The organism is Pseudomonas sp. NPDC078700, assembly GCF_044542375.1.
In the GTDB taxonomy this organism is placed as follows: Bacteria; Pseudomonadota; Gammaproteobacteria; order Pseudomonadales; family Pseudomonadaceae; genus Aquipseudomonas.
On the sequence record NZ_JBITUI010000003.1, the window covers coordinates 523,942 to 546,017 of the forward strand.

Consider the following 22,076-nt stretch of genomic DNA (forward strand, 5'->3'; position numbering starts at 1 on the left):
TCGGTCAGTGGCGGCTGAAGAACGCCAGACGCTCTTCGTCAAGGGTTAAACCGAGGCCCGGCGTGCGTGGCACATGCAATGCAAAGTCGCGGTACTGCGGCGGCTCGGTGACGATCTCTTCGGTAAGCAACAAGGGGCCAAATAGCTCGGTGTGCCAGGTCAGTTCTTTCAAGGTGATAAAGGCATGCGCCGAAGCCAGGGTGCCGATGGTGCCTTCGAGCATGGTGCCGCCGTAGAGGGAAATCCCCGCTGCCTGGGCGATCTGCGCCGTGCGCAAGACCGCACGCGGGCCACCATTTTTGGCGATCTTCAGGGCGAATACGCTGGCTGCACCTTCAGCGGCGAGGCTAAACGCGTCTTCGACACTTTCGATGGACTCATCCGCCATGATCGCCGCAGGACTGCGTTGATTCAGACGAATCTGACCGCTGCGGTTGATCCGCGCGATGGGTTGTTCGATCAGGTCGACGCCGTTGTCGCCGAGCACCTGGCAGGCTTTTAGCGCCACCGACTCAGGCCAATACTGGTTAACGTCCACCCTTACACTGGCGCGATCACCCAAAGCTTTTTTGATCGCAATCACATGAGCCAGATCCTGCGCCACGGGGTTGGCACCGATCTTCAACTTGAACAGCCGGTGACGCCGCTGATCGAGCATCTGCTCAGCTTCGGCAATATCCCGTTGGGTATCGCCGCTGGCCAATGTCCAAGCCACTTCAAGGCTATCGCGCACCCGTCCGCCGAGCAGCTCGCTCACAGCCAAGCCCAGCCGTTTGCCTTGGGCATCGAGCAAGGCTGATTCGATTCCGGATTTGGCAAAGGTATTGCCGGTGATGTGCTTGTCCAGACGCAACATGGCGGCGTTGATATTGCTGGCATCTTGGTTAAGCAATAAGGGCGCAAAGTACGCATCGATATTGCACTTAATGCTTTCCGGGCTTTCATTGCCGTACGCCAAGCCGCCAATGGTGGTTGACTCACCAATCCCTTCGACGCCATCACTGCAACGAATGCGAATGATCACCAGCGTTTGCTTTTGCATGGTGTGCATTGCCAGTTTGTGTGGGCGAATGGTTGGCAGATCAACGAGGGTGGCGCTGATATGTTCGATAATTGCTTCTGTCATGGTGCGAGAGCCTTACTCAACAGTTAACCGGCACAGACGGCAGGTGCAGCGCGTTCAACGCGGTGAAACAGACGATTGAAATAAACCAGGCTATCGCCCTGTTCACGGGTCGAGACCTGATCAAGCTCGACGAACAACACCGAGTGCGAGCCCACTGATTTGCACTCGCTGATGCGCCCTTCAAGGCTGACCAACGCACTGCGCAACACGGGCAAGTCGGTGTTGCCTGCGTTCCAGATATCCCAAGCGAACCGCTCCTCCATGGGCACTTCGGTCATCCCGGCAAAATGCTTGGCGAGGTCTTCCTGATCACTGCACAGAACGTTGATGCACAGCTTGCCGTTGTCCTGAAACACGTCATGCATGGCGCTGTTGCGGTTCAGGCAGACCAGAACAGTCGGTGGCGAATCAGTAACTGAACACACCGCGCTGGCAGTAATGCCGCAACGCCCGGAAGGCCCGTTGGTGGTGATGATGTTCACCGCTGCTGGCAGTTGCGCCATGGCATTGCGAAAATCAATTTGGCTCTGGTCGAGAGTGCTCATGCTGTCGCCCTTTTATTAGAGTGGGCTGCATCTTTACTGGCGCTAGCGCGCTGCGCTGACAACCGGCAAACAACAGCCTATGACTTGATGAGCCAAGAGTAGGACGCGCCCAACGGCCGGTATATCCAGACGGTTCCCATTGTGCGAAGGGCTTTCCGCTAGTCGACTACGTAGTTTCTTTATCGTCATTAGCCTCAGGAGTAGGTAATCTCCCTAAAACGCCACACGTGCCCAAGCACAGGGAATGCAACCCGCTAGATGGCAGAAGCAACGAGAACAACAATATGCAAGCCTTGCCCCGTGATAAGCACAAACCCATTGTCTATATCGTTGATGATGACCAAGCCCTGCGCACCTCTCTGGCCTGGCTGCTGGAGTCCGTGAGCATTGCCTCGCAGTGCTATGCCGGTGCCGATGAGTTTTTACGCAACTACGATGCCAGCCTTCCGGCGTGCCTGGTATTGGATGTACGCATGCCCGAGACCAGTGGTTTCCAGCTGCAAGAGATGCTTAATGCACGCAGCATCAGCATGCCGACCATCTTTGTGTCCGCCCACGGCGATATACCGATGACAGTCAAAGCCATGCAGAGCGGTGCCATCGACTTTGTTGAAAAGCCCTACAACCCGCAGCAAATGCTTGACCGCATTCAAAGCGCGTTAAAGACCGCCGTACACAGCCACGCCCAGCAGCAACAGCGCCAGCAGCTCAAGGACAAGCTTGGGTTATTGACCGATCGTGAGCGTGAAGTGTTGATGATGGTGATCGACGGCAAAGCCAGCAAAGTGATTGCACGGGAGTTGAACATCAGCGTCAAAACCGTTGATGTTCACCGCACCAAAATCAAAGACAAAATGGAAGTGGGCAGCATCGCCATGTTGGTGCGTGAGGTCTTGAGCCTCAACAGCGAAGAATCATTGAGCGCCTAGAGTGTGACAAGCGAAGCATGTTCGCCAAAATCGGTAAACACAGCCCATATTTAAGCCTGCAAATGGCGGGTAAAAAGCGTTACCCGCCGTACAAGTCAATTCGCCAAGGGTGTGACAAGCGAAGCTTGTCCACCAAAATTGGTAAACACAGCCCATATTTGAGCCTGCAAATGGCGGGTAGAAAAGCGTTACCCGCCTACAAGTCCAACACTAAGCGTGTGCTTTTAGCGCGAGATACGCAGGCGCAGATCTGCTTGTTTGAAGCCTTTTCTTTTGTCGACAGGCAATTATCACGATGCTCAGGCTCGCCTTCGAGCACCTCGACAATGCAAGTGCCACAAATGCCTTCACGGCATTCAGTGTCGATGTCACACCCATACGCTTGCAGCACATCAACCAAACGGGTGTCTTGCGGCACTTGCAAGACCACACCGGAGCTGGCGAGCTCAACTTCAAAGCTGCCAGTCGCCGCCTCAAGTGCAGCCGGATCCGCCTGAAAATGCTCGAGGTGTATTGCCTCTTCCGGGCGGGTACGTGCAGCCACCTCCACCACTTTGCCCATAAAGGGCGCGGGGCCGCAGGTGTACACGTGAGCCTGTGCATCAGCCTGATCCAAACACTCACTCAAGGCGGCTTCTAACTGAGCAGGCTCGACACCAAAATGAAACTGCACATGCTCGGCAAAAGGCGGCGTTTGCAGCAACGCGGCAAAGGCTGCGAACTCCGGGCCACGGGCAAAATAATGCAGGCGATAAGGTTGCCCGCTGGCTTGCAGCCGGTATGCCATGCTCAACATCGGCGTGACCCCAATGCCGGCGGCGATCAATACGTGGGATGTGGCTGCGGCATCTAAACGGAACAAGCAGCGCGGTACGCCGATTTCCAGCTCTGCGCCCTCTTCCACCAGCTCATGCAAGGCTTGCGAGCCCCCGCGAGATTTGGCTTCGCGCTTGACCGCCACCAAATAGGCCGAGCCATCATCCGGCGGACTGCACAGCGAATACTGGCGCGTAACCCCGGTTGGCCCGGTGATATCCACATGCGCGCCGGGTTCATAGGCATCAAACGGTTGGCCATCAACGCGCACCAATCGCAGCGAGCGGATGTCTTGAGCCTCATCGGCAATTTTTTCAATTCGGACTTTCATCATCGCATCACCTGACGAATTACACCCGGAGCTGGGGTTCCAGCCCGGGTCAATGGAGCTAATCAATACGCCTTAGCGCATAAACAAACCGCCGTTAATATCCCAGCATGCCCCGGTAACCGAACTGGCATTATCGGCAGCCAACAACAGCACGGTATCGGCGATGTAATCAGCCGAACCCAGCGCACCCACCGGTATCATTTGTTTGATCTGTGCAAGCCGTTTCGGCGCGACCGTTTCATGCACCACTGGCAAATCCAGCGGCCCCGGTGAAATGCTGTTGACCGTCACGCCCTTGGCCGCCAGCTCACGGGCAAACACCTTGGTCAGCGTCGCGACACCACCCTTGGCGGCGGCATAATGCGCGCCGGTTGCGGTGCCACCGTTTTGCCCGGCCAGGGATGCAATGTTGATGATCCGGCCGAAACCACGATCGGCAAAATGCTGACCAAACACCTGGCAGCCCACAAAGGTGCCGCGCAGGTTGATCGCCATCGACTCGTCGAACTCTTCCGGGGTGATGTCCATTAACGCCGCAACTTTTGACTTGCCAGCGTTATTGACCAACACATCGGTGCCGCCCCAACGCTCACTTAGCACTGCGCAGGCTTGCTGGAAATCGGTCTTCAAGCGCACATCCAACTGCAAGGCAACAGCGCTCTGACCTGACGGATCAAGCTGATCCGCCAGTTGCTGTACGCCATCCAATTGCACATCGGCCAAGGCCACGCGATACCCGGCTGCATGCAGGCGCTGAGCAATGCTTGCGCCCAAACCTCGGGCTGCACCTGTTATCAAAGCCACTCGACTCATGGTGTTCTCCTTAAAGCAGGAAGCCGAGCGCGCTCAGGCTGTCGGTTGAATTGATCAGGCGCACCACTTTTTGCTCAAGTTTGGCCGCACCGTTGGTGAAGCGAATACGATGAGTAAGCTCGGCTGCCATCGGTGTGTGTACACCGCGCTTGTAGGCAAACAACAGTTGCGCTGAGGTCACTTCAACCACATCGCCACTGGCCTCAACCAGATTGAAACGCGAGACGCTGCGCAAGGTACGCGCCGCATCCACTGCCGAAGGCGAGTGGCCCGCGGACAAACGCTCGATACGCAACGCACGCATGCGCGCATCGTCATACACATAGTTGAGGCTGCTGGCGAAATCACGGGTTTCAGGATCAATCGGGATCACATACACACCGTCCTCACTCCACAACTGCGCCCAGGCGGCGTAGTCCTTGTTGTCGAGTAATGCGGCTTCGTTCCAGATGAATTCAATAGCCTTGGCCAGTGGTTGGTTCAGGCCAGCAAGCGTGTTGTGTTCAGTCATTGCTCATCATCCTTTTCCACATTGCATAGGCTTCGCGCATACCGGTTTCGTCGGTGGCATGGGAGACCTTGTCACCGTTGTCTGCCAGCACTTCACGGTTAAGGCCACGGTTGACCAGAATCGGTACTTGCGGGCCTGCTTCGGCACCACGCTGCACGCGCTCCCAAGCTTCAGCATCATCCGGGCTGCCAAAACCAAATGGGCCTTGGAAGTGCTCATGAATACGCATGCGCTCACGGTTAGCGATCTCAGGGCCACCGTCCATACCTAACGCGACGTGACGAATCTCGGTTTGCTTGACCGACAGTGGGTTCAATACGCGGAAGAACGACATCGACATGGCAACATTGGGGAACAGATTGAGGTTGAAACCCGCGCCGTGCAGCGAGCGGACGATCCGCCGAACCTGCGCAGGCTCCATGGTTTTCGACAACTCAGCGGTGACATGGGCAAAGCGTTCTTGCAGTTGCTCGCTGCCGTCGTCGTGTTCCAGATCAACGTGTTCAGGCACCATGACCATCACGCTGTGGCCGTTACCCAAACCATGGGTGACGGCTTCGGGGTCGGTCATAAACGAAAGCATTTCCGAGGTTTCTTCATCGACCGACGACATAAATGACTTATGCACGATCGGGAAGTGATAACCGTCGGTGGTGTTTTCCAGCTGGATTTTCCAGTTACCGTTAAAGGTGAACTTGTGCTCGCCCTGAGTCTTGATCGGGAACCCAGCGCCCTGTTTCATAAACAGGTCCATCCAATGTTTGGCACCGCCGAGGAAGTCTTCCAGCGGTTCTACGTCATCATTGAAACTGGCGAAAATCATCCCGGCATAGCTGCCAACCCGCAGGCTGTTAAGCGGCAACTCGCTCTTATCGAGAATGTCTTCGTAACCATCGGGATACGGCAGCGCACGCAGCTTGCCATCCAGCGCATACGACCAGCTGTGGTAGGGGCACGTGAATCCGGTGGCATTGCCTTTGTGTTTTTCACACACCGTTGCGCCACGGTGACGGCAACGGTTTTCCAGCACATTGATGCTGTTCTTTTTGTCACGCACCAAAATCACCGGACGACGACCAATGGTGGTCGTGCGAAAGTCTCCGGGGTTGCGCACTTCACTTTCGTGGCCGACCCATACCCAAGTGCGGTAGAAAATCTTTTCCAGTTCCTGCTCGTACAGTTCTGGGTCGTGGTACAGCGAAACGTCAACGCGATCAGCCTGCACCAGTTGGTCAGGGCTTGAGCTTTTAGCGATCAGCCCGAGTTCGTGGCTACTCATGGGTAAGTCCTCATACAAGGTTTTTATTAGTTGGCTGGGCGCGCAAGGCTTGCTCAAGCTGTGCGCCGAAGGCACAGACCAGGGCGTCATCGCCTTTGCGTCCGACGATTTGCAGGCCCACGCTGAGGCTGCCATCCGCCAGTTGTACCGGCACCGACAGCGCCGGGTGGCCGCTTAAATTGAAGGGCCGTGCCAGCGCCGTCATGCTCGCCACTGTGGGGCTGCTGGCGGCGTCGGCAAGCAACGGCGGCAGGCATGGCATGGTGGGTAGCACCAGCACATCCACCTGCTCTAACGCCGAATCGATGGCCTGAGTAAATTGGCTGCGCACCAGCTCGGCCTGAGCCACATCGGCTGCGCTGGTCGCCTTGGCATTGAGCAGGCGCGACTCAACATCAGCGCCCAGCAAACCCTGGCCAGTGAGATGGCCGAAGGCCGCCCATGTCTCTGCATTAATAACGGCCAAGCCAGCACTAAAGGCACCAGCAAAGCTGTCGATGGCAACCACCGAGCGCTGCCAGCCGACGCAATCAAGCGCCTGTTCAAGGGTGGTTTTAATCAGCGGATCAGATTCAACATCCAGCCATGCAATCCGCGCTTGAGTGCTTGGCAACGGCTCCGGTTCAAAGCCGGGGCAGATCACCTGCATGGCTGCAATCAGGTGGCTCATGTTGGCGGCAAAAGGGCCAACACAATCAAGAGAGGTAACCTGCGGATAAACACCCGCACGGCTGACTCGGCCAAAGGTCGGTTTAAGACCAAACACACCGCAGCACGCCGCAGGCACACGCACCGAACCGCCAGTATCGGTGCCCAAGGCAACATCCGCTAAACCGGCGGCAACGACGGCTGCCGAACCACTGGATGAGCCGCCCGGCACCCGTAATGGAGCCTGCGGATTAACCGGCGTGCCGGTCCAGGCGTTAATGCCCGTCACACCAAATGCCAGCTCGTGCATATTGGTCTTGCCGATAATCTGCCAGCCCGCCGCAAGCGTTGCTCCAACCACATCGGCATGCTGTGTAGCCGCTGCGGTGTCTTCCAGCGCGCGGCTGCCAGCGCGGGTTTGCTGACCCGCAATGTCGATTGAGTCTTTGATTGCGACGCGCAGGCCACTATTGCCCAGCACGATATTATTCACCCAGGCACTCATGCTGAACGCTCCGCCAGAACCGTATTGAACAACCGACAGGTGCGGAAATGAGCAATCAACCACTGCCCATCGACGCAGGCAAAGTCGATATTCAAGCGCGCACTGAACAGCTCGCTACCGCCTTGGCTGTAGGTGCAAACTTGCTGCATGATCCACTGACCGCTCGCCGTAACACCGCCCTGTTCAACCGCAATGGATTCGCTGGTGAGCAAATGCAAATTCAGGGCGAAGTGCTCGACTGGCGGCAAGTAGCTGGCAACAAATGCTGTTACTGCTTGGCGGCCTTGCTGACGACCAAAACTCTTGGCCGCCTGAGCGCCGACGCCTTCCCAAACCGCATCTTCAGTAAACAGCGCCGCCAACTGTTCAACCTGAACCGGGGCATGGGGCACATCGCACAGGTCCATATAGCGCGCCAGCAGACGACGGATTGCGCCTTCGGCTTCAAGCACGGCGAGGCGCTGGGTCAAGTCTTGCAATTGCAGAGCGCTGTCCATGACTAGCGCGCCGCTTCGGGAATGGTCAGTGGGCGGCCAATACGTGCTTCAACCTTGGCGTATTTCCACAGGCTGTACTCGCCAACCGGCGTGGTACGAAACAGGTTGCAGGCGTCGATCACGCTATGATGGCAATCAACGTCGGCCATGATGTAGACGGTCCACGGCGAAGTGGTCGACGGGCCGACCATCAAGCGGTCGTCGTCCAAAGCGCCCAGTACATTAATGCCAGGCATCGCACCCAATGCGCCCATCATCGAGCTAAAGCCTTTCCACACATCGAGGCCTTGGCCGGTGGGCAGGTCAAAGAAATTCTGGGTGATGCCGATGCAAAACATTACCCGTAGCGGTTCTTGAGTGGCTTGAGTCATGGTTAATCCTTAAGGTAATAAAGTCGAGGTGGACCAACTGCGACCACCAAGAGGCCCTACGGGGCCAGTGGAAAAATGTAGCGAGCGACGGGAGTGCAAGGCGAAGAGCTGAGAAAGCGCGCAGTTTAGTTGTCCTAAATGAGCATCTTGAGCAGCTGTTCAACGCGGCAATACCTAGCGCAGTAGTTTTTCAACGGCCCTCAGAGAAATCCGGGGAAAGGCTGTACACCGAGCATCACTGAGCCTGCGCCGTCATACATGCCTTCACCGAGAAAGGCGTGCTGGGTCACGACTATCGAGTCGCGCAGATAGCGCTGCAGCGGATGGCTCGAGTAAATTGCGGCAATACCGGCCAAGGTGTAGGCACGCTTAACCACGTCGGCACCGCAACGGGCCATATGTGTAGCTGCCAAACGCAAGTGAGCGACTTGCTCATCAGTCACCGGATTGCCAGCCATCAGCGAATCCCAAACCTGATGGGTCGCCTCATAAAAGAAGGCCCGTGCCGCGCAGAGGTCCGCTTCGATTTTGGCCGCTTCAACCCGGAAATAAGCGCGATCAGCCAGTTTGGGCGCGCCGGTTGCGCCGGTGCGCCCGGCTGCCATCTGGTTGATTTCATCCAAGGCGGCACGGGCCAGCCCGAGGTTGACCACGGCCAATACCTGAGCGGCGTAGGCAACGGTTGGGTAGCGATACAGCGGCTCATCGATGCAAGGCTCGCCGCCACGGATGAAGGTCCATTCATCACGGATGTCGCCACTTTTGATGCGCAGGTCGTGGCTGCCGGTGCCTTTGAGGCCGACTACATCCCAGTTTTCAACGATCTCAACTTGGTCCGCCGGAAAAATCGCCGTGCGCGGTTTGCCACCAGGTCCACCGCCAATGCCAACGCCTAAGACGTCAGCGCCTTTGCAGCCGCTGGCGAACTTCCAGGTGCCACTGACTCGCCAGCCGCCGTCGATGGCTTCTGCAGGTTGGATGGGGAACAGGCCGCCTGCGAACACAAGGTCTGGGCCATTGGCATAGAGCTTGGCTTGAGTCGCGTATGGCAGCGCCGCCAAGTAGGTGCTTGCGCTGCCGAAACTGGCGACCCAACCCGCCGAACCATCTGCCTGAGCGATCAGTTCGATCATCTGTAGAAATTGCGCAGGTGGCAGTGCATCACCGCCAAAGCACTTAGGTGTCGAGGCGCGATAAATACCCACCGACTTAAAACGCTCGATCATGTCGGCGGGAACGTGTCCCAACGCATCAAACTCCTCGCGGCGCTGACGCACCTCTTGCAGCACAGCTTTAAAGGCTGGCGAATCAATGCCCTTGCAGGCATCGGCCAGCACTGTGCTTTTCTCGGCAACCGCTGAGTGCGACATGGCGTTTTCTCCATTTGTTTTTGTAGTGGCTTGATGTCCAAGCCAGGAATGGAGCCAGTCTATGAAGCTGCGCAGGTGCCGCTCAATTAGAGCGTGCAGCCGTAAATTAGTGACTACCCCGGCCTTTTCTAAAGAAATCACCTAGACGCCGATGGGTTACTTCTAAGCGCACTCGGGCTAGGCTGAAGGTATAAAACCCATACCGGGCGGCTTGCCCTTCATCACCGCAGAGCGCAACCATGTTTACCCCCAGAACCGAGGACTTTCAGGCACTGCTTGAGGCGATGCCGATGTGCACCATCCTGCATGACGCCCAGACCAAGGAAATTCTCTGGGCCAATCTGGCGGCACTGGATGTGCTCGGTTTCAGCCTTGAAGAACTGGTGCCCTTGAAAGCACCGGATATGAGTGGCAGAGGCTTTCACCGCGCCGACGGCCTGCGCTGGTTGGAAGGTGCGGTGCGTACTGGGCAACAGGTGACTGAATGGGGCTATCGCTCCAAACAAGGCGTGGAAATCCTCTGCGAAGCAGTGGCAACCCTGGTTCACCTCAATCAGCGCGACGTGCTCTTAGTGCAGTTTCGTGACATTTCCAAAGAGGAGCAGGTCAAGCGCCAACTCAAGCGCTTTGAAAGTCGGCTCAATGCCTTTATGCAAGACCTTGCCGAAGGCGTAGCGGTGCTCAGCGGTGAGGGTCAGATTCGCTTTATCAGTGAATCCGGCCAGCGTCTGCTGGGCGCTACTGGGCGCTTTAATGTTGGCGATAGTTTTGTTGATGCATGCGATGAAAAATCCCGCGAGCGCCTGCTCGCCAGCTTTGGCGAACAACAGCCAAATCATGCGCCCTACAGCGTCAAATACCGTATTGAGCATGCCGATAATGACTGGCATTGGCATCACGCCACTTGCCGGTTTATTGAGCTTGAAGATGATTTAAGCGGTCACTTGCTGCTGTTTCGTGATGTCACCGAACAGGTCAATATTGAAGAGGCCCGACGCCTCAGCGAACGCAAGCTGGAATACCTGGCCCGGCACAACGCCATGGGAGAAATGGCACTGGCCATTGCCCATGAGCTCAGCCAGCCACTGGCCGCCACACGTAACTTTATTGAGGGCACGCTGATTCGTCTGAATCAGCAGGACCCGGCGCAAGCCAGTGCAGCCTGGGGTTTGGATAACGCCGTGCGGCAAATCGAACATGCTTCGGTGATCATCAAAAGTGTTCGAGAATATGTGGTCAAACTTGATCAGGCGGAACAACTTGTCGACCTCAACGAGATCCTGCAAGACAGCCATTACTTCATCAGCCTGCGTGCCCAGCCCAGCGCCATCGAGCTTGAGTTCGCGCCCTGCGATGAAGCGCTGATGATCAGCTGCGAGCGGGTCTTGATCGGTCAGGTGATTCTGAATCTGGCCTTCAACGCCATTGATGAACTGGCAGGCTTGCCCCAAACCCAGCGCAAACTGCGTATCTACACCCACAGCCACGAAGACAAGGTCATGCTCTGCGTCGAAGACCAAGGTCGCGGTATTGGTGCGGGCCAACACGAAAAACTCTTTGATGATTTTTTCACCACCAAAGTCAGTGGCAACGGCATCGGCCTGGCACTGTGCAAAAGCATCATCGCCCGCCACCGTGGCGATATCTGGGCACAAAACATCAGCCCCCACGGCGCAATGTTCTGCTTCACCCTGCCGCAAATCGCCCCGAGCTAAACCCAACCTCAGCATCGACAAGTCAGCCAGCCTGGTGCAATGACACAGGCTGTGCTTGTTCCTGCCCGGCAATAAACATTGCTAGCTAATTTTGGCAGGCACACACACAACGATGGCAGAGCCAAACAAAAGCCAGCCATTTGCTTCGCCTTAGTATCAGGAGGACCTTCGCGAGCCAACACGCCAAGGAACCTCTGAAAACCACTGCGCTAGGTATTACCGCGTTAAAAGACTGCTCAAAATGCTCATTTACAGCTCGTAAACTCCGCTTTTTCGCAGCTTTTTGCCTTGTACTTCCGTCGCTCGCTACCGTTTTCAAAGGATCCCTAACACCAATAATAAACGGAACGGATCTATGAATAAGTCGATAGCATTTCGCTTGAGTCTTCTGGCAACGCTCGTCGCAGTTGCCAGTCAAGCCAGCGCCTATGAGCTATACGCCGATGACGACAGCCACCTAAACGCCAACATTGAAGCCATGTACGGTGCATTCCACAGTCAGGAAAACTACGCGTTGTCTGGCCGTCTGGATAAAGGCTCATCGTCATGGCAAGAAGGCTATATCAAATATGGCTTGAGCTTCGATCAAGGCTTGGCAGGCGTAGGCACCGCTTATGGTGCCGCATCGCTGCTGAGCTCGGCGACATGGGGCGATGGCGATGCTGCGGGCTTTACCGATGGCTCTGAGCGCACCACAAAATTTGAAGATGCATACTTAGGCTGGAAATCAGGCGATCTGTTTCCCGTATTGGGTGCTGACGGTATCGACATTTCCTTTGGCCGTCAGAACCTGATGGTTGGCGATGGCTTCCTGATTAATGGCGACGCCCTGAACCTGGGCAATGGCTTGGCCGATGGCAGTTTCAATCGTGGCGGCGCTTACTACTTGGCCGCACGCAAAGCCTTCGACGAAACCGCCGTACTGCGCATTGGCGGTGAAACCGGCTGGCGTGGCGACCTGATGTGGTTAAAGTCTGATAACCCGGCACAGGCCATGACTGAAATGTATGTCGGCACCTTAGAACACGTCGCCGACGCAGGCACTGTTGGCCTGACTTACATCAATACCACTGACGTCGATGAAGCCTACGCCTCTCCTGCTCAGTTAGAGCGCGACGGCATGCACACCTACAGTTTGCGTGCACAGGGCAACGCGGGTGTGGAAAACCTGTTTCTGTCCGGTGAATACGCCAAACAGGATAAACCTCACACATCGACTGAAGACGCGTGGTACATGGAAGCCGGCTGGACGTTCGCCGACCTGCCCGCCAGCCCTTACGTGAGCTATCGCTACAGCCGTTTCTCTGAAGGGTTCGACCCACTCTTTTACGGGCTTAGCCGAGGCTTTGGCACTTGGTTTCAAGGTGAAGTGGCAGGCAACTATGCCGGGCCGTTTAACAGCAACTCGCGTATCCAGAATGTCAGCTTGAAGATCACCCCGCTGGAAAACCTGAGCATTGGTGCCATGGCGTTCAACTTCGACACCATCGACCGCAGCTTGGGCAATACTGACGGCAATGAGTACGACCTCTATGCCGAATGGGCAGTGACAGACAATGTAGTGATAATGCCGCTAATAGGCCTGTATCAACCGGACAAAAGCGCCGAACAAGGCGGAACCCAGCTGGGCAGCAACGACAGCAATCTGTACAGCCAACTGATGGTCTTTACCACCTTCTGATCGGCTGGTGAACAACACCGTTCAGCTACTCTATGAGCAGGCACGTGCAGATACTCGCTGTGATCTGGCACAGCTACACAATAGCTTGGCAGCCACAACAATGCCTTTATCTGCGCGACAAGGCAGACTCAGATAGCAGACCTGTATCGATACTCCACGACACAGCAGACCAATAATATTAAGGGAGCTCCCCTATGCGAATAACCAGGATCCTTGCACAGTCAGCCCTGGCGCTCGGCGTAACAGTTGCCAGCATCAGCGGTGCCTTTGCCGAACTACCGGCAGATGCAGGCGTTGGCCAGACCGTGCTGGACTTCCCGCCGAGTCCGCACCGTGCCTATATGGTCGATGTTGAATTCGACAACTTCGTCACTGGCCGAGTAATGGTGATCGACCCTGATCAAAAAAAGATGCTCGGCATGGTCAGCACAGGCTTCGCTGCGCCCTCGACGCTGAGTCATAACCAGAAGTACCTGTACAGCGCCGACCTGTACTATTCCCGTGGCGTTCGCGGCACCCGCACGGATGTTCTTACGGCCTGGAATACCTCAACGCTAGCGCCAGATTGGGAAGTGGTTATTCCATCGAAACGCTCCGAGGCACTAACCCAGCGCTACAGCATCTCGCCAAGCGGCGATGACCGTTTTGTCTACGTGTATAACTTCACACCGTCCACCTCGGTCACTGTCGTCGATACGCAAAGCAAATCAGTGGCGGGGGAGATTTCGATTCCCGGCTGCGTACTCGACTATCCGGTTGGCAAGCGTGGCTTTGCCTCACTCTGCGGCGATGGCAGCATTCAAGTCGTAACCTTGGATGATCAGGGTAAAGAGGCCAAACGCACCCGCACGCCATTCTTTGACCCGAATCAGGTCAAACTGGTCGAGCGCGCCGTCAAGAAAGGCGACACCTATTACTTCGTCACCACCTTGGGCACTGTTTACCCGGTCGATTTCTCCAGCGGCGAACCAAAAGCCCTGGAGCAATGGTCGCTGGTGACCGATGAAGAAAAGAAAGCCGGTTGGGCACCAGGCGGCTGGCAGATGATGGCCATCGCACCCAAGCTGAATCGCCTGTATGTGCTGATGCATGACGCGCATGAGCCGATGAAGTGGGAAGACCCAAGCCCGCTGGTCTGGGTCTATGATCTTAAGACCCAGAAAAAAATCGGCACCATGGAGTCGCCTAATCTGATCTGGAGCATGCAAGCCACCAGTGACGACAAGCCCCTGCTGCTAGGCGCCAACATTGATGGCGGCTTGGACATCTTCGACCTCACCACCGGTAAATACACCGGCAGCATGGACAAGATGGCCAAGACAACCACTCAGGTGATGAGTCACTAAGAGGCACAACCATGCAACCCGATCCAATTTTTGTCATCGCTTGTGCGCTCACCATTGCGGTGATTCTCGCCAGCGCGGCAACCCATAAATTGCGAGCGCCAAGCAAATTCGCCAGCCAGGTCGAGGACTATCAGTTGCTGCCCAAAGCACTGGTTAAACCGCTCTCTCGCCTGATTCCGCTAATTGAATTGGCTATCGCGTTGGCGTTGCTGATCCCGGCCAGCCGGTTTATTGCAGCCCCCATGGCGGCGGCTCTGCTGCTCGGCTATGGCGCAGCTATTGCAATCAACCTGTGGCGCGGGCGCAGTGACATTGACTGCGGCTGCTCCGGGCCTGATCAAGCACAACCGCTGCGCCCGGTATTGCTGGCGCGCAACAGCATCTTGGCCGCGCTTGCAGTGATTGCCAGCGTGCCACCCCATGCCCGCGACATGGGGGTATTTGATGGCTTTGTGGTAATCGCTGCCGCGGCGGTCGCGCTGCTTATTTATTCTGCTGCCGAAAGCCTGCTGGCTAACGGTCCTCGTCTCGCTAAACTTATTGGAAGGTAATTATGGAAGGCCTAATAGTCTCCAACGTTCTGCTCTGGGCACTGCTGATTGCCTTGGCATTTGCAGTTATGGGCTTGGTTCGCCAGATCGGCGTACTGCACTCGCGTCTGGCACCTGCTGGCGCTCTGATGGTCGATAAAGGCGTCTCGGTCAACGAGCCAGCTCCGCAAGTCACTGCCGCCGACCGTAAGGGTCGCCCGGTGAACTTCGGCTACGCCGGTGAGAAAGGCCAGCTGCTGTTCTTCCTGTCGCCGACATGCCCAATCTGCAAATCGCTCCTGCCCGCCATCAAGTCGATCGCCAAAGATCAGGCTGATCGTCTGGATGTGGTGTTTGTCAGCGATGGCGACATGGATGCTCAGGAAAAACTGATCCGTGAACACAAGCTCGAAGACGCTATCTACGTCGTCGGCCCAGAAGTGGGCATGACCTATCAGATCGGCAAACTGCCATACGCCGCGTTGATCGACAAAGCGGGCGTGCTGCGCTCCAAAGGCTTGGTCAACTCGCGCGAACACCTCGACAGCCTGTTTGAAGCTGAGCACCTGGGCAGCGCCACCTTGCAGCAATACCTGCACGGGCAAAACCAGACTCAACCTCACACTCACGCCCACTAATTAAGGAAAGGAGATCCCCATGAAACTGATCGACCTCCTGTTCGAACGCTCATCCCGACGCGTTGCCGACACCACCTCACGGCGTAAACTACTGGCGCGCATGGGCAACCTGTTGGTTGCGGGTGCTGCCCTGCCCCTGCTATTGCCGATTGACCGCACCAGCAAAGCACTGGCCGCCGAAGCGCCACAAGCCGGTGACCCGGGTGATCCAAACAGCTGCGATTACTGGCGCTACTGCTCCATTGACGGCTTTCTGTGTAGCTGCTGTGGCGGTAGCGTGACCTCTTGCCCACCCGGCACCGAGGCCTCGCAAGTCGCCTGGATTGGCACCTGCCGCAACCCGGCCGATGGCAAGGATTACATCATTTCCTATAACGATTGCTGCGGTAAGCACAGCTGCAACCAGTGCGCTTGTACCCGTAACGACAGTGAAGAACCAGCTTACCGTCCGTTCAACAACAACGACGTTAACTGGTGCCTGGCGGCCAAATCGCACATCTACCACTGCACCGTTTCGGTCATCCGTGGTGTTGCGGTTTAACCTGGCCATGCGCAGCCTGCTGATTGCAGGTTTGGCCTGCGCCATGGTTGCTCCGGCAGCCATGGCGCGCTCCATTCCAAACCCCAATCAGCGCCCAGCGCCCGGCAATGAGGCGCCACAAACGCCCATTGGTCAGGCTGGGTACAGCAACTCAGTGAACTACGAGTTGCAGTGTGCAGGTTGCCATTTGGGTGATGGCATGGGCTCCAAAGCCAATGACGTGCCGAAGATGAAAGGTTTCGTCGGTAACTTTCTCAAGGTTGAAGGTGGCCGCGAGTTTCTCGTCCGCGTCCCTGGCATGGCGCAATCAGCGCTTAATGACGGGCAACTGGCGGAGCTGGTTAACTGGCTGATCCGTAAAGACGGCATGGCAGGCGCAAGCACCCCGGAAGATTTCAAACCCTACACCGCAGATGAGGTCGCGCAGTTACGCCACAAAGCGATGCTCAACCTGCCGGGCACACGTTCAAAATTAATCGCCGAGATGCGCAGCCAAGGCATCAGCATCAACGACGGCATGGACGATTACTGAGTACCAGCTTCTTGTGATGCTCCACCTTTTACGCCCTGCGCAATCATCTTGCTCAGGGCGTTTTTTATTGTGTTTGGACAATGGTGAGCAAGTTTCGCCTTGGCCACCCTAGCAAATGCTTACGAATTGTTGGGTGGGTGATGCTTTTTTCACCCACCAAAGGTGGCAACCAACGGCCATGCTATCGGCTCAACCCGATGCCTGCTGCTACTTGATCCATGGCGGACATGCTTCGCGTTGTTCCAACCTATAAATCCGCGCACACAAAAAAGCCTGCCAATCGCGCGAACGACGGGCAGGCTTTTGATGTTACTCAGGCCTTAGTGGGCAATACACACGGATTTAAGCTCGGTGTAAGACTCAATCACTGCACGGCCAAACTCGCGACCCATACCGGATTGCTTAACCCCACCGAATGGCATGTTCGGATCAAGCAATACGTGGGCGTTGACCCAGACTGTACCGGCATGGATTTTAGGCACCAGGTTCATCGCTTTAGTCAGGTCGTTGGTCCACAGACTGGCAGCCAGACCATACTCACTGTCGTTGGCCATGCGTATGGCTTCTTCCTCAGTGTCGAAAGGAATGGCCGATAACACCGGGCCGAACACTTCAGCTTTGGCCACAGCCATTGCCTGAGTCACATCAGCCAACACCGTTGGCCGCACAAAGAATCCAGCGCCTTCAACCGGGGTACCACCGGTGACAACACGGGCCCCATCGGCACGTGCTTGCTCAATATGTTTAAGCACGCTTAGTTGTTGCTTGTGCGAAACCAGCGGGTTAATCGCAGCATTTTGATCAAGCCCGGCACCAATCGGCATGCCCGCAACAGCATCAGCCAAGCCTTGTACAAACTCGTCATAGCGCGAACGGTGCACATAGAAACGCGAAGCCGCTGCGCACACTTGGCCGTTGTTCAACAGGCCACCGAGCAGAGCGCCCTGAATCGCCTTGTTGATATCGGCGTCTTGCAGAATCACCATCGGGTTCTTGCCGCCCAGCTCCAGCGCAAAGCGGGTCATGTTCTGCACCGCAGCGACACCGACACTCTTGCCAACAGCTGTCGAGCCGGTGAACGAAACCTTATCAATACCCGGGTGTGCGGCCAGTGCAGCACCAATGTTGCCGCCACCGGTGACCAAGTTGAATACGCCAGCCGGAACACCCGCCTCAAACGCCAACTCAGCCAATCGCAGTGCGGTCAGTGGGGTTTCAGTCGAAGGCTTGATAACCACTGTGCAGCCGCACGCCAGCGCTGGCATCAACTTCCAGGCTGCAATCATCAATGGGAAGTTCCACGGCACGATGCCGGCAACAACACCAACCGGCTCACGACGCGCAAAGGCTGTGAACTTGGCACCTTCTGGAATAGGGATCGACACATCGAGGGTCTGGCCTTCGATCTTGGTGGCCCAGCCCGACATATAGCGCATGAACTCAACTGTCGCGTTGATATCAAGCATGCGCGCCATATTTATCGACTTACCTTGGCTCAGCGTTTCCAGCTGCGCCAACTCTTCAGCATGCTGTTCCACCAAACGCGTGAAGTCGAGCAGAATGCGTTCGCGATCAGCCGGACGCAAACCTGACCAAACACCTTTTTCATGAGCCGTTCGCGCCGCAGCGATGGCTTGATCCAAAACCTCTGGAGTGGCATCCGCAACCTGGGCAATGGTTTCTCCGGTGGCAGGGTTCAGCACAGCGGACGATGGCCCCTGCGGCACAACCATTTGGCCATTGATGAAACAACCGTGCTGACGGGCTAGAAAGGCTTTTACTTCTGGCAGTAATTCAACATTGCTCATAAACACACCTCATTATTCTTTGTTTGATGACGATTGCCCGTAGCAGCCGCCTTGACCTGCATGCAGCCCTGAAGCGATGCGTTCAATTACGTTTGTTCACTGAGATAGCAAGCAACAGCTTTACGCCCGGCCTTATCATCCATACCCATGTAGGGCATGTAGGTACCGGGAACCAAAGCCTGTGGCTGGGTAATAAAGGTTTGAATGCTGTCGGTGTCCCACGGCTTGGCGCGATCTCGCATCGCCTTCGAATAACTGAAGCCTTGGAGACTGCCGGACTGGCGACCGACAACACCAAAGAGGTCAGGCCCCATCATCCCAACAGCGTCTTTTTGCACTGAGTGGCACACCGAGCAGTCGGTATCGAACAGCTTATGACCTTGCTGCGTCTCAGTTGCTGAACAGCTGATTGCAGCCTGCGCCCCTTGAGTGGCGAGCACCAGAAACAGCCCAGCCAAACTCAAGCGAAATTGAATAATTTGCATAACACCCACACCTCAAAACCTGCCGAGACATCTTCTGCCTGCGGCCAGAGTAAAAATGCATCCCAACGCCAAAGCGCATGCCAATTGAGAGCAATAACAGTCTGATTTTCACTGGTGGGTAAGATGCAGGGTTTATCCTGCCTGCCATTTATATTGGCAGGTCTGCCAAACGCCTGGATGGCATGACCCTATGACTACAGCGAGGAAACCGCGGCCAACGATGGGACGGTTTATTGGGATATGGCGTTGCGGGGCTGCGATGCGCGTTGCATGCAGCCCGGGTCTTAGTGGTGGTAGCGCTTACGGTACTCACCCGGCGAAACACCGAAGCGATTTTTGAACGCAGTGGAGAAATAGCTGGAGTCAGAAAACCCCCACGCATAGCCAAGCGCTGAAAGCTTCTGCTCCGCCGTGGAATGACGCAGGGACTCGGCGCAAAAATCCAAGCGCCGATTCTTGATGTACTGCGCGACAACCAGGCCTTTTTTCGAGAACAGTCGATACAGGCCGCGAACCGATACACCCACCTCACGCGCCAGTAATTCAGGGCACAGTTCATCTGCGCAGATATGCTCATCAATAAAGCTAATGCATTTGCGGAACATGCGTTCATGCACGTCCGCGTCCATCTGCTCACCACCGATGACCGGCCGCAGCAGGCTGACGATGGCATCAAGCGTGGCTTCGCTTTCACACAGGCTAAGCCCTTGCTGTTGAGAAGCATCAAGGACCAGACGGTTGGCCAGGGTGGCGATGGGTGAGCTACCGGCAATTTTCTGGGCACACTGCACACGGCCAAAACGCATACTTTGCTCAACCAAGCGCCGCGGCAGTATCAGCGAGAGTTGACGGGAGTTTTCACTGTAGGTGAAGTCACTGGGTAAGGTTGCGTCGATCAGGGTGATGTCACCCGGATTCAGGACTACGCGTTTACCGTCCTGCTCCATATTTGCCTGGCCATGCAGCTGGAATGCCGCATAAAAGTTCTGGCCTTCACTGCGCTCGATTTCGCGCCCAGTTCGATACAGCCGGGCTTGGGCAACGTCGACAAAACTAAGCTTGATCGCCCCGGCCTTGTGCTCACGCACCGCGCCGAAGAACTCATTGCCCAATGTTTTAGCGCAAAAGTTTCCACAGACTTGATTGATGTGGCTGAGCCACTGATCGAAGCTGTCAGTTCTTTGTGCATACGAAGTTGCCATCATGCTTGGCCTCACACTATTATTCTTTTAGAGCGATCTGCGCCGCCCCTGACGGAAATACCAACAACTGAACGCGCAGACACTGGTATGAATTGCTTAATTTAACCTATTTCAACCCACCAAAACGCCGATAAAAACCTTCTCCGACCTCCGGTAGAGGGCCATCGGCTGTTTCCAAACTATTGTTCAGCCATTGTTCGGCTTTGCTGTAAATCAGCCGATAGATATTACGGGCTAACTGGCGTGCCGCCCGACCTTCCCAATCGCCAGGAAGTAACTCCGAAGGCAGTTGCGGATCGCGCAGCAATAATTTGCGGTATTCATGAATGAGCAAGGTTCGCGCCAAAAAACAGTCCGACGGCTCTAAATCGTCTTGTTCGCGCAACACTTGCCACAATGGACGGAACATCTGAATAAACTCGCTGTAGTGCGCAGCCAGTTCGCCCATGTCCCAGCTCTCGCGAACCTGCTTGCGCAGCGCCTTGGACGCTAAAACGTCTTGGGCGGTGGTTTCGAACATGATGGTGTCTTCCAACACCGCCAACTCTTGCAGGGTTGCGACTACATCAGTGCGATCACAACTCGGGCATGCGAGCATCAACGGCGAAAGCGCACCAAAACCTTGCCACTCAAATTCTTCACGCACTTGTTTGCGCTTATCCGGGTCGAGTTGAGTCAGCAGCAGCAAGCACCAAGATCCATCCCAAGTCGGCAAGCTCGCGCTATAGACCCGCTTGAAAGCCTTCTCGAAACGTCGCCGCCCTGCCCCAGTCAGGCTGTAATAGCTGCGACGTCCGACTTTTTCAGCAGACAGCCAGCCATCTTTGGCCAAGCGAAAAATCGAAGTGCGGATCAACCGTTCATTAATGCCCATTGGCTCAAGCAACTGGATCAAACTGCCCAGCCAGACCGTGCCGCCATGGGGTTCGATAGCATCACCGTAGAGCGTGATGATTAAAGAACTGGCACGAATCGGCGTCTGCTCCTGAAAGCGTGTAATCAGTTGCTGCAGTGGGACTAATGACGTCATTGGGTTCCGACCTTGGAAAATGATGCCGAATATACCCGTTTGGCCCTGATTCTGGCCAACCCACAGCCCGCAAGCACCGTCACAAACTCTCACCCTTGGTGCGATAGGCCCCGGCTTGCTGACGAGCGCGATTGCGTTCAACTTCAGTCAAGGGCTGGCATTCGACCATTTGTTCAAGGCAACGCTGGGCCAGCTGTTGATATTCGCGGGTACCGGCCAGCTTCCACGCCACCTCCTCGTCACTCAGGCGACGCTTGGTGATGGCTGGCGAGCCCATGACCAATGATTGCGGCTCACAGCTAAACCCGGCTTTGACAAAGGCGGTGGCGGACACAAAGGAGTTGGCCGCTATGACAGCGCCATCCATCACCACAGCATTCATGCCGACGAGTGCATTTTCACCAATCCGGCAGCCATGTAGCACAGCGCCATGGCCAATATGCCCGTTGCGCTCGATCAAGGTGTCACTGTCGGGAAAACCATGCATGACACAGGTGTCCTGAATGTTGGCACCTTCATGCAAAACAATCCGACCGAAATCCCCACGCAAACTGGCCAGCGGCCCGACGTAGCAGCCCTTGCCAATAATCACATCGCCAATCAACACCGCAGTCGGGTGCACATAGGCCGTTGGATGAACCACCGGCGTCAGGCCGTTAAGGCTATAGCAGGCCATGGCTGAACCCTGTCACGACAACACACATAAGTGCGACCTCTCAACACGAAAGCAACAAGCTATTTGCTGCTTAATCATTATTTTTGTATCAAATCAAAATAGAGCATAAAACACAATGATTGCGTATCGGTTTTTACTGTAAACACAAGGC

23 protein-coding genes are annotated in these 22,076 nt (G+C 55.9%); 8 read left to right on the forward strand and 15 right to left on the reverse strand.

Annotated features, from left to right (window positions below; all coding sequences use genetic code 11):
• Positions 1–4 precede the first annotated feature (4 nt).
• Together ACIGCM_RS12795 and hpaC are read right to left on the reverse strand one after the other, a co-directional pair.
• Entirely contained in the window at positions 5–1,126 is a 1,122-nt protein-coding gene (locus ACIGCM_RS12795; protein ID WP_397502432.1) for a muconate cycloisomerase family protein, read from the reverse strand.
• Between the two features lie 23 nt (positions 1,127–1,149).
• Complete coding sequence (hpaC, locus tag ACIGCM_RS12800) at positions 1,150–1,671, reverse strand: 4-hydroxyphenylacetate 3-monooxygenase, reductase component (protein ID WP_397502434.1); 522 nt, start codon at positions 1,669–1,671, stop codon at positions 1,150–1,152.
• Positions 1,672–1,955: 284 nt separating this feature from the next.
• Here hpaC and ACIGCM_RS12805 point away from each other — a divergent pair, with 284 nt between their 5' ends.
• On the forward strand, positions 1,956–2,600 hold the full coding sequence (locus ACIGCM_RS12805) for a response regulator transcription factor (protein WP_397502436.1): 645 nt from the start codon (positions 1,956–1,958) through the stop codon (positions 2,598–2,600).
• A 196-nt stretch (positions 2,601–2,796) separates the two neighbouring features.
• Here ACIGCM_RS12805 and ACIGCM_RS12810 read toward each other — a convergent pair whose 3' ends face one another.
• The 8 genes from ACIGCM_RS12810 to ACIGCM_RS12845 form a co-directional block, all read right to left on the reverse strand.
• Positions 2,797–3,750 carry a PDR/VanB family oxidoreductase gene (locus tag ACIGCM_RS12810; RefSeq protein ID WP_397502437.1) on the reverse strand — a complete coding sequence of 318 codons (954 nt, stop codon included), beginning with the start codon at positions 3,748–3,750 and terminating at the stop codon, positions 2,797–2,799.
• A 69-nt stretch (positions 3,751–3,819) separates the two neighbouring features.
• Complete coding sequence (locus tag ACIGCM_RS12815; RefSeq protein WP_397502438.1) at positions 3,820–4,560, reverse strand: SDR family NAD(P)-dependent oxidoreductase; 741 nt, start codon at positions 4,558–4,560, stop codon at positions 3,820–3,822.
• A 10-nt stretch (positions 4,561–4,570) separates the two neighbouring features.
• Positions 4,571–5,071 carry an aromatic-ring-hydroxylating dioxygenase subunit beta gene (locus ACIGCM_RS12820; RefSeq protein ID WP_397502439.1) on the reverse strand — a complete coding sequence of 167 codons (501 nt, stop codon included), beginning with the start codon at positions 5,069–5,071 and terminating at the stop codon, positions 4,571–4,573.
• Complete coding sequence (locus tag ACIGCM_RS12825; RefSeq protein ID WP_397502440.1) at positions 5,064–6,350, reverse strand: aromatic ring-hydroxylating dioxygenase subunit alpha; 1,287 nt, start codon at positions 6,348–6,350, stop codon at positions 5,064–5,066. The genes ACIGCM_RS12820 and ACIGCM_RS12825 overlap by 8 nt, the downstream gene beginning before the upstream one ends.
• A gap of 10 nt (positions 6,351–6,360) precedes the next feature.
• Positions 6,361–7,503: an amidase gene (locus tag ACIGCM_RS12830; protein ID WP_397502441.1), complete on the reverse strand. Its 1,143-nt coding sequence runs from the start codon at positions 7,501–7,503 to the stop codon at positions 6,361–6,363.
• On the reverse strand, positions 7,500–8,000 hold the full coding sequence (locus tag ACIGCM_RS12835) for a nuclear transport factor 2 family protein (protein ID WP_397502442.1): 501 nt from the start codon (positions 7,998–8,000) through the stop codon (positions 7,500–7,502). The genes ACIGCM_RS12830 and ACIGCM_RS12835 overlap by 4 nt, the downstream gene beginning before the upstream one ends.
• A 2-nt stretch (positions 8,001–8,002) precedes the next feature.
• Positions 8,003–8,371, reverse strand: a complete 369-nt coding sequence (locus tag ACIGCM_RS12840) for a hypothetical protein (protein ID WP_397502444.1) — start codon at positions 8,369–8,371, stop codon at positions 8,003–8,005.
• 200 nt (positions 8,372–8,571) lie between these two features.
• Complete coding sequence (locus ACIGCM_RS12845; protein ID WP_397502445.1) at positions 8,572–9,741, reverse strand: acyl-CoA dehydrogenase family protein; 1,170 nt, start codon at positions 9,739–9,741, stop codon at positions 8,572–8,574.
• A gap of 239 nt (positions 9,742–9,980) precedes the next feature.
• Here ACIGCM_RS12845 and ACIGCM_RS12850 point away from each other — a divergent pair, with 239 nt between their 5' ends.
• The 7 genes from ACIGCM_RS12850 (at position 9,981) to ACIGCM_RS12880 (ending at position 16,724) form a co-directional block, all read left to right on the forward strand.
• The gene (locus tag ACIGCM_RS12850) at positions 9,981–11,456 is read left to right on the forward strand and encodes an ATP-binding protein (protein ID WP_397502446.1); all 1,476 of its coding nucleotides are present in this window, start codon (positions 9,981–9,983) and stop codon (positions 11,454–11,456) included.
• 355 nt (positions 11,457–11,811) lie between these two features.
• Positions 11,812–13,137, forward strand: coding sequence for a hypothetical protein (locus ACIGCM_RS12855; protein ID WP_397502447.1), 1,326 nt, complete (start codon positions 11,812–11,814; stop codon positions 13,135–13,137).
• A gap of 194 nt (positions 13,138–13,331) precedes the next feature.
• The gene (locus ACIGCM_RS12860; RefSeq protein ID WP_397502448.1) at positions 13,332–14,483 is read left to right on the forward strand and encodes an amine dehydrogenase large subunit; all 1,152 of its coding nucleotides are present in this window, start codon (positions 13,332–13,334) and stop codon (positions 14,481–14,483) included.
• Between the two features lie 11 nt (positions 14,484–14,494).
• Positions 14,495–15,034, forward strand: coding sequence for a MauE/DoxX family redox-associated membrane protein (locus tag ACIGCM_RS12865; protein ID WP_397502449.1), 540 nt, complete (start codon positions 14,495–14,497; stop codon positions 15,032–15,034).
• A 2-nt stretch (positions 15,035–15,036) separates the two neighbouring features.
• A complete protein-coding gene (gene mauD / locus ACIGCM_RS12870; RefSeq protein WP_397502450.1) occupies positions 15,037–15,651 on the forward strand; it encodes a methylamine dehydrogenase accessory protein MauD in 615 nt (204 codons plus the stop codon).
• A gap of 19 nt (positions 15,652–15,670) precedes the next feature.
• The gene (locus ACIGCM_RS12875; RefSeq protein WP_339487287.1) at positions 15,671–16,192 is read left to right on the forward strand and encodes a methylamine dehydrogenase light chain; all 522 of its coding nucleotides are present in this window, start codon (positions 15,671–15,673) and stop codon (positions 16,190–16,192) included.
• 7 nt (positions 16,193–16,199) lie between these two features.
• Positions 16,200–16,724: a cytochrome C gene (locus ACIGCM_RS12880; RefSeq protein ID WP_397502733.1), complete on the forward strand. Its 525-nt coding sequence runs from the start codon at positions 16,200–16,202 to the stop codon at positions 16,722–16,724.
• Between the two features lie 320 nt (positions 16,725–17,044).
• On the opposite strand, the gene ACIGCM_RS12885 is transcribed toward ACIGCM_RS12880, so the two are convergent.
• The 5 genes from ACIGCM_RS12885 to paaY form a co-directional block, all read right to left on the reverse strand.
• Positions 17,045–18,532 carry an aldehyde dehydrogenase family protein gene (locus ACIGCM_RS12885; protein ID WP_397502451.1) on the reverse strand — a complete coding sequence of 496 codons (1,488 nt, stop codon included), beginning with the start codon at positions 18,530–18,532 and terminating at the stop codon, positions 17,045–17,047.
• An 86-nt stretch (positions 18,533–18,618) separates the two neighbouring features.
• Positions 18,619–19,017, reverse strand: a complete 399-nt coding sequence (locus ACIGCM_RS12890) for a c-type cytochrome (protein WP_397502452.1) — start codon at positions 19,015–19,017, stop codon at positions 18,619–18,621.
• Between the two features lie 284 nt (positions 19,018–19,301).
• Positions 19,302–20,219 carry a transcriptional regulator FeaR gene (feaR, locus tag ACIGCM_RS12895; RefSeq protein ID WP_397502734.1) on the reverse strand — a complete coding sequence of 306 codons (918 nt, stop codon included), beginning with the start codon at positions 20,217–20,219 and terminating at the stop codon, positions 19,302–19,304.
• Between the two features lie 106 nt (positions 20,220–20,325).
• Positions 20,326–21,249: a phenylacetic acid degradation operon negative regulatory protein PaaX gene (paaX, locus tag ACIGCM_RS12900; RefSeq protein ID WP_397502454.1), complete on the reverse strand. Its 924-nt coding sequence runs from the start codon at positions 21,247–21,249 to the stop codon at positions 20,326–20,328.
• Positions 21,250–21,328: 79 nt separating this feature from the next.
• Positions 21,329–21,925 carry a phenylacetic acid degradation protein PaaY gene (gene paaY / locus ACIGCM_RS12905; protein ID WP_397502455.1) on the reverse strand — a complete coding sequence of 199 codons (597 nt, stop codon included), beginning with the start codon at positions 21,923–21,925 and terminating at the stop codon, positions 21,329–21,331.
• Between the last annotated feature and the right edge of the window lie 151 nt (positions 21,926–22,076).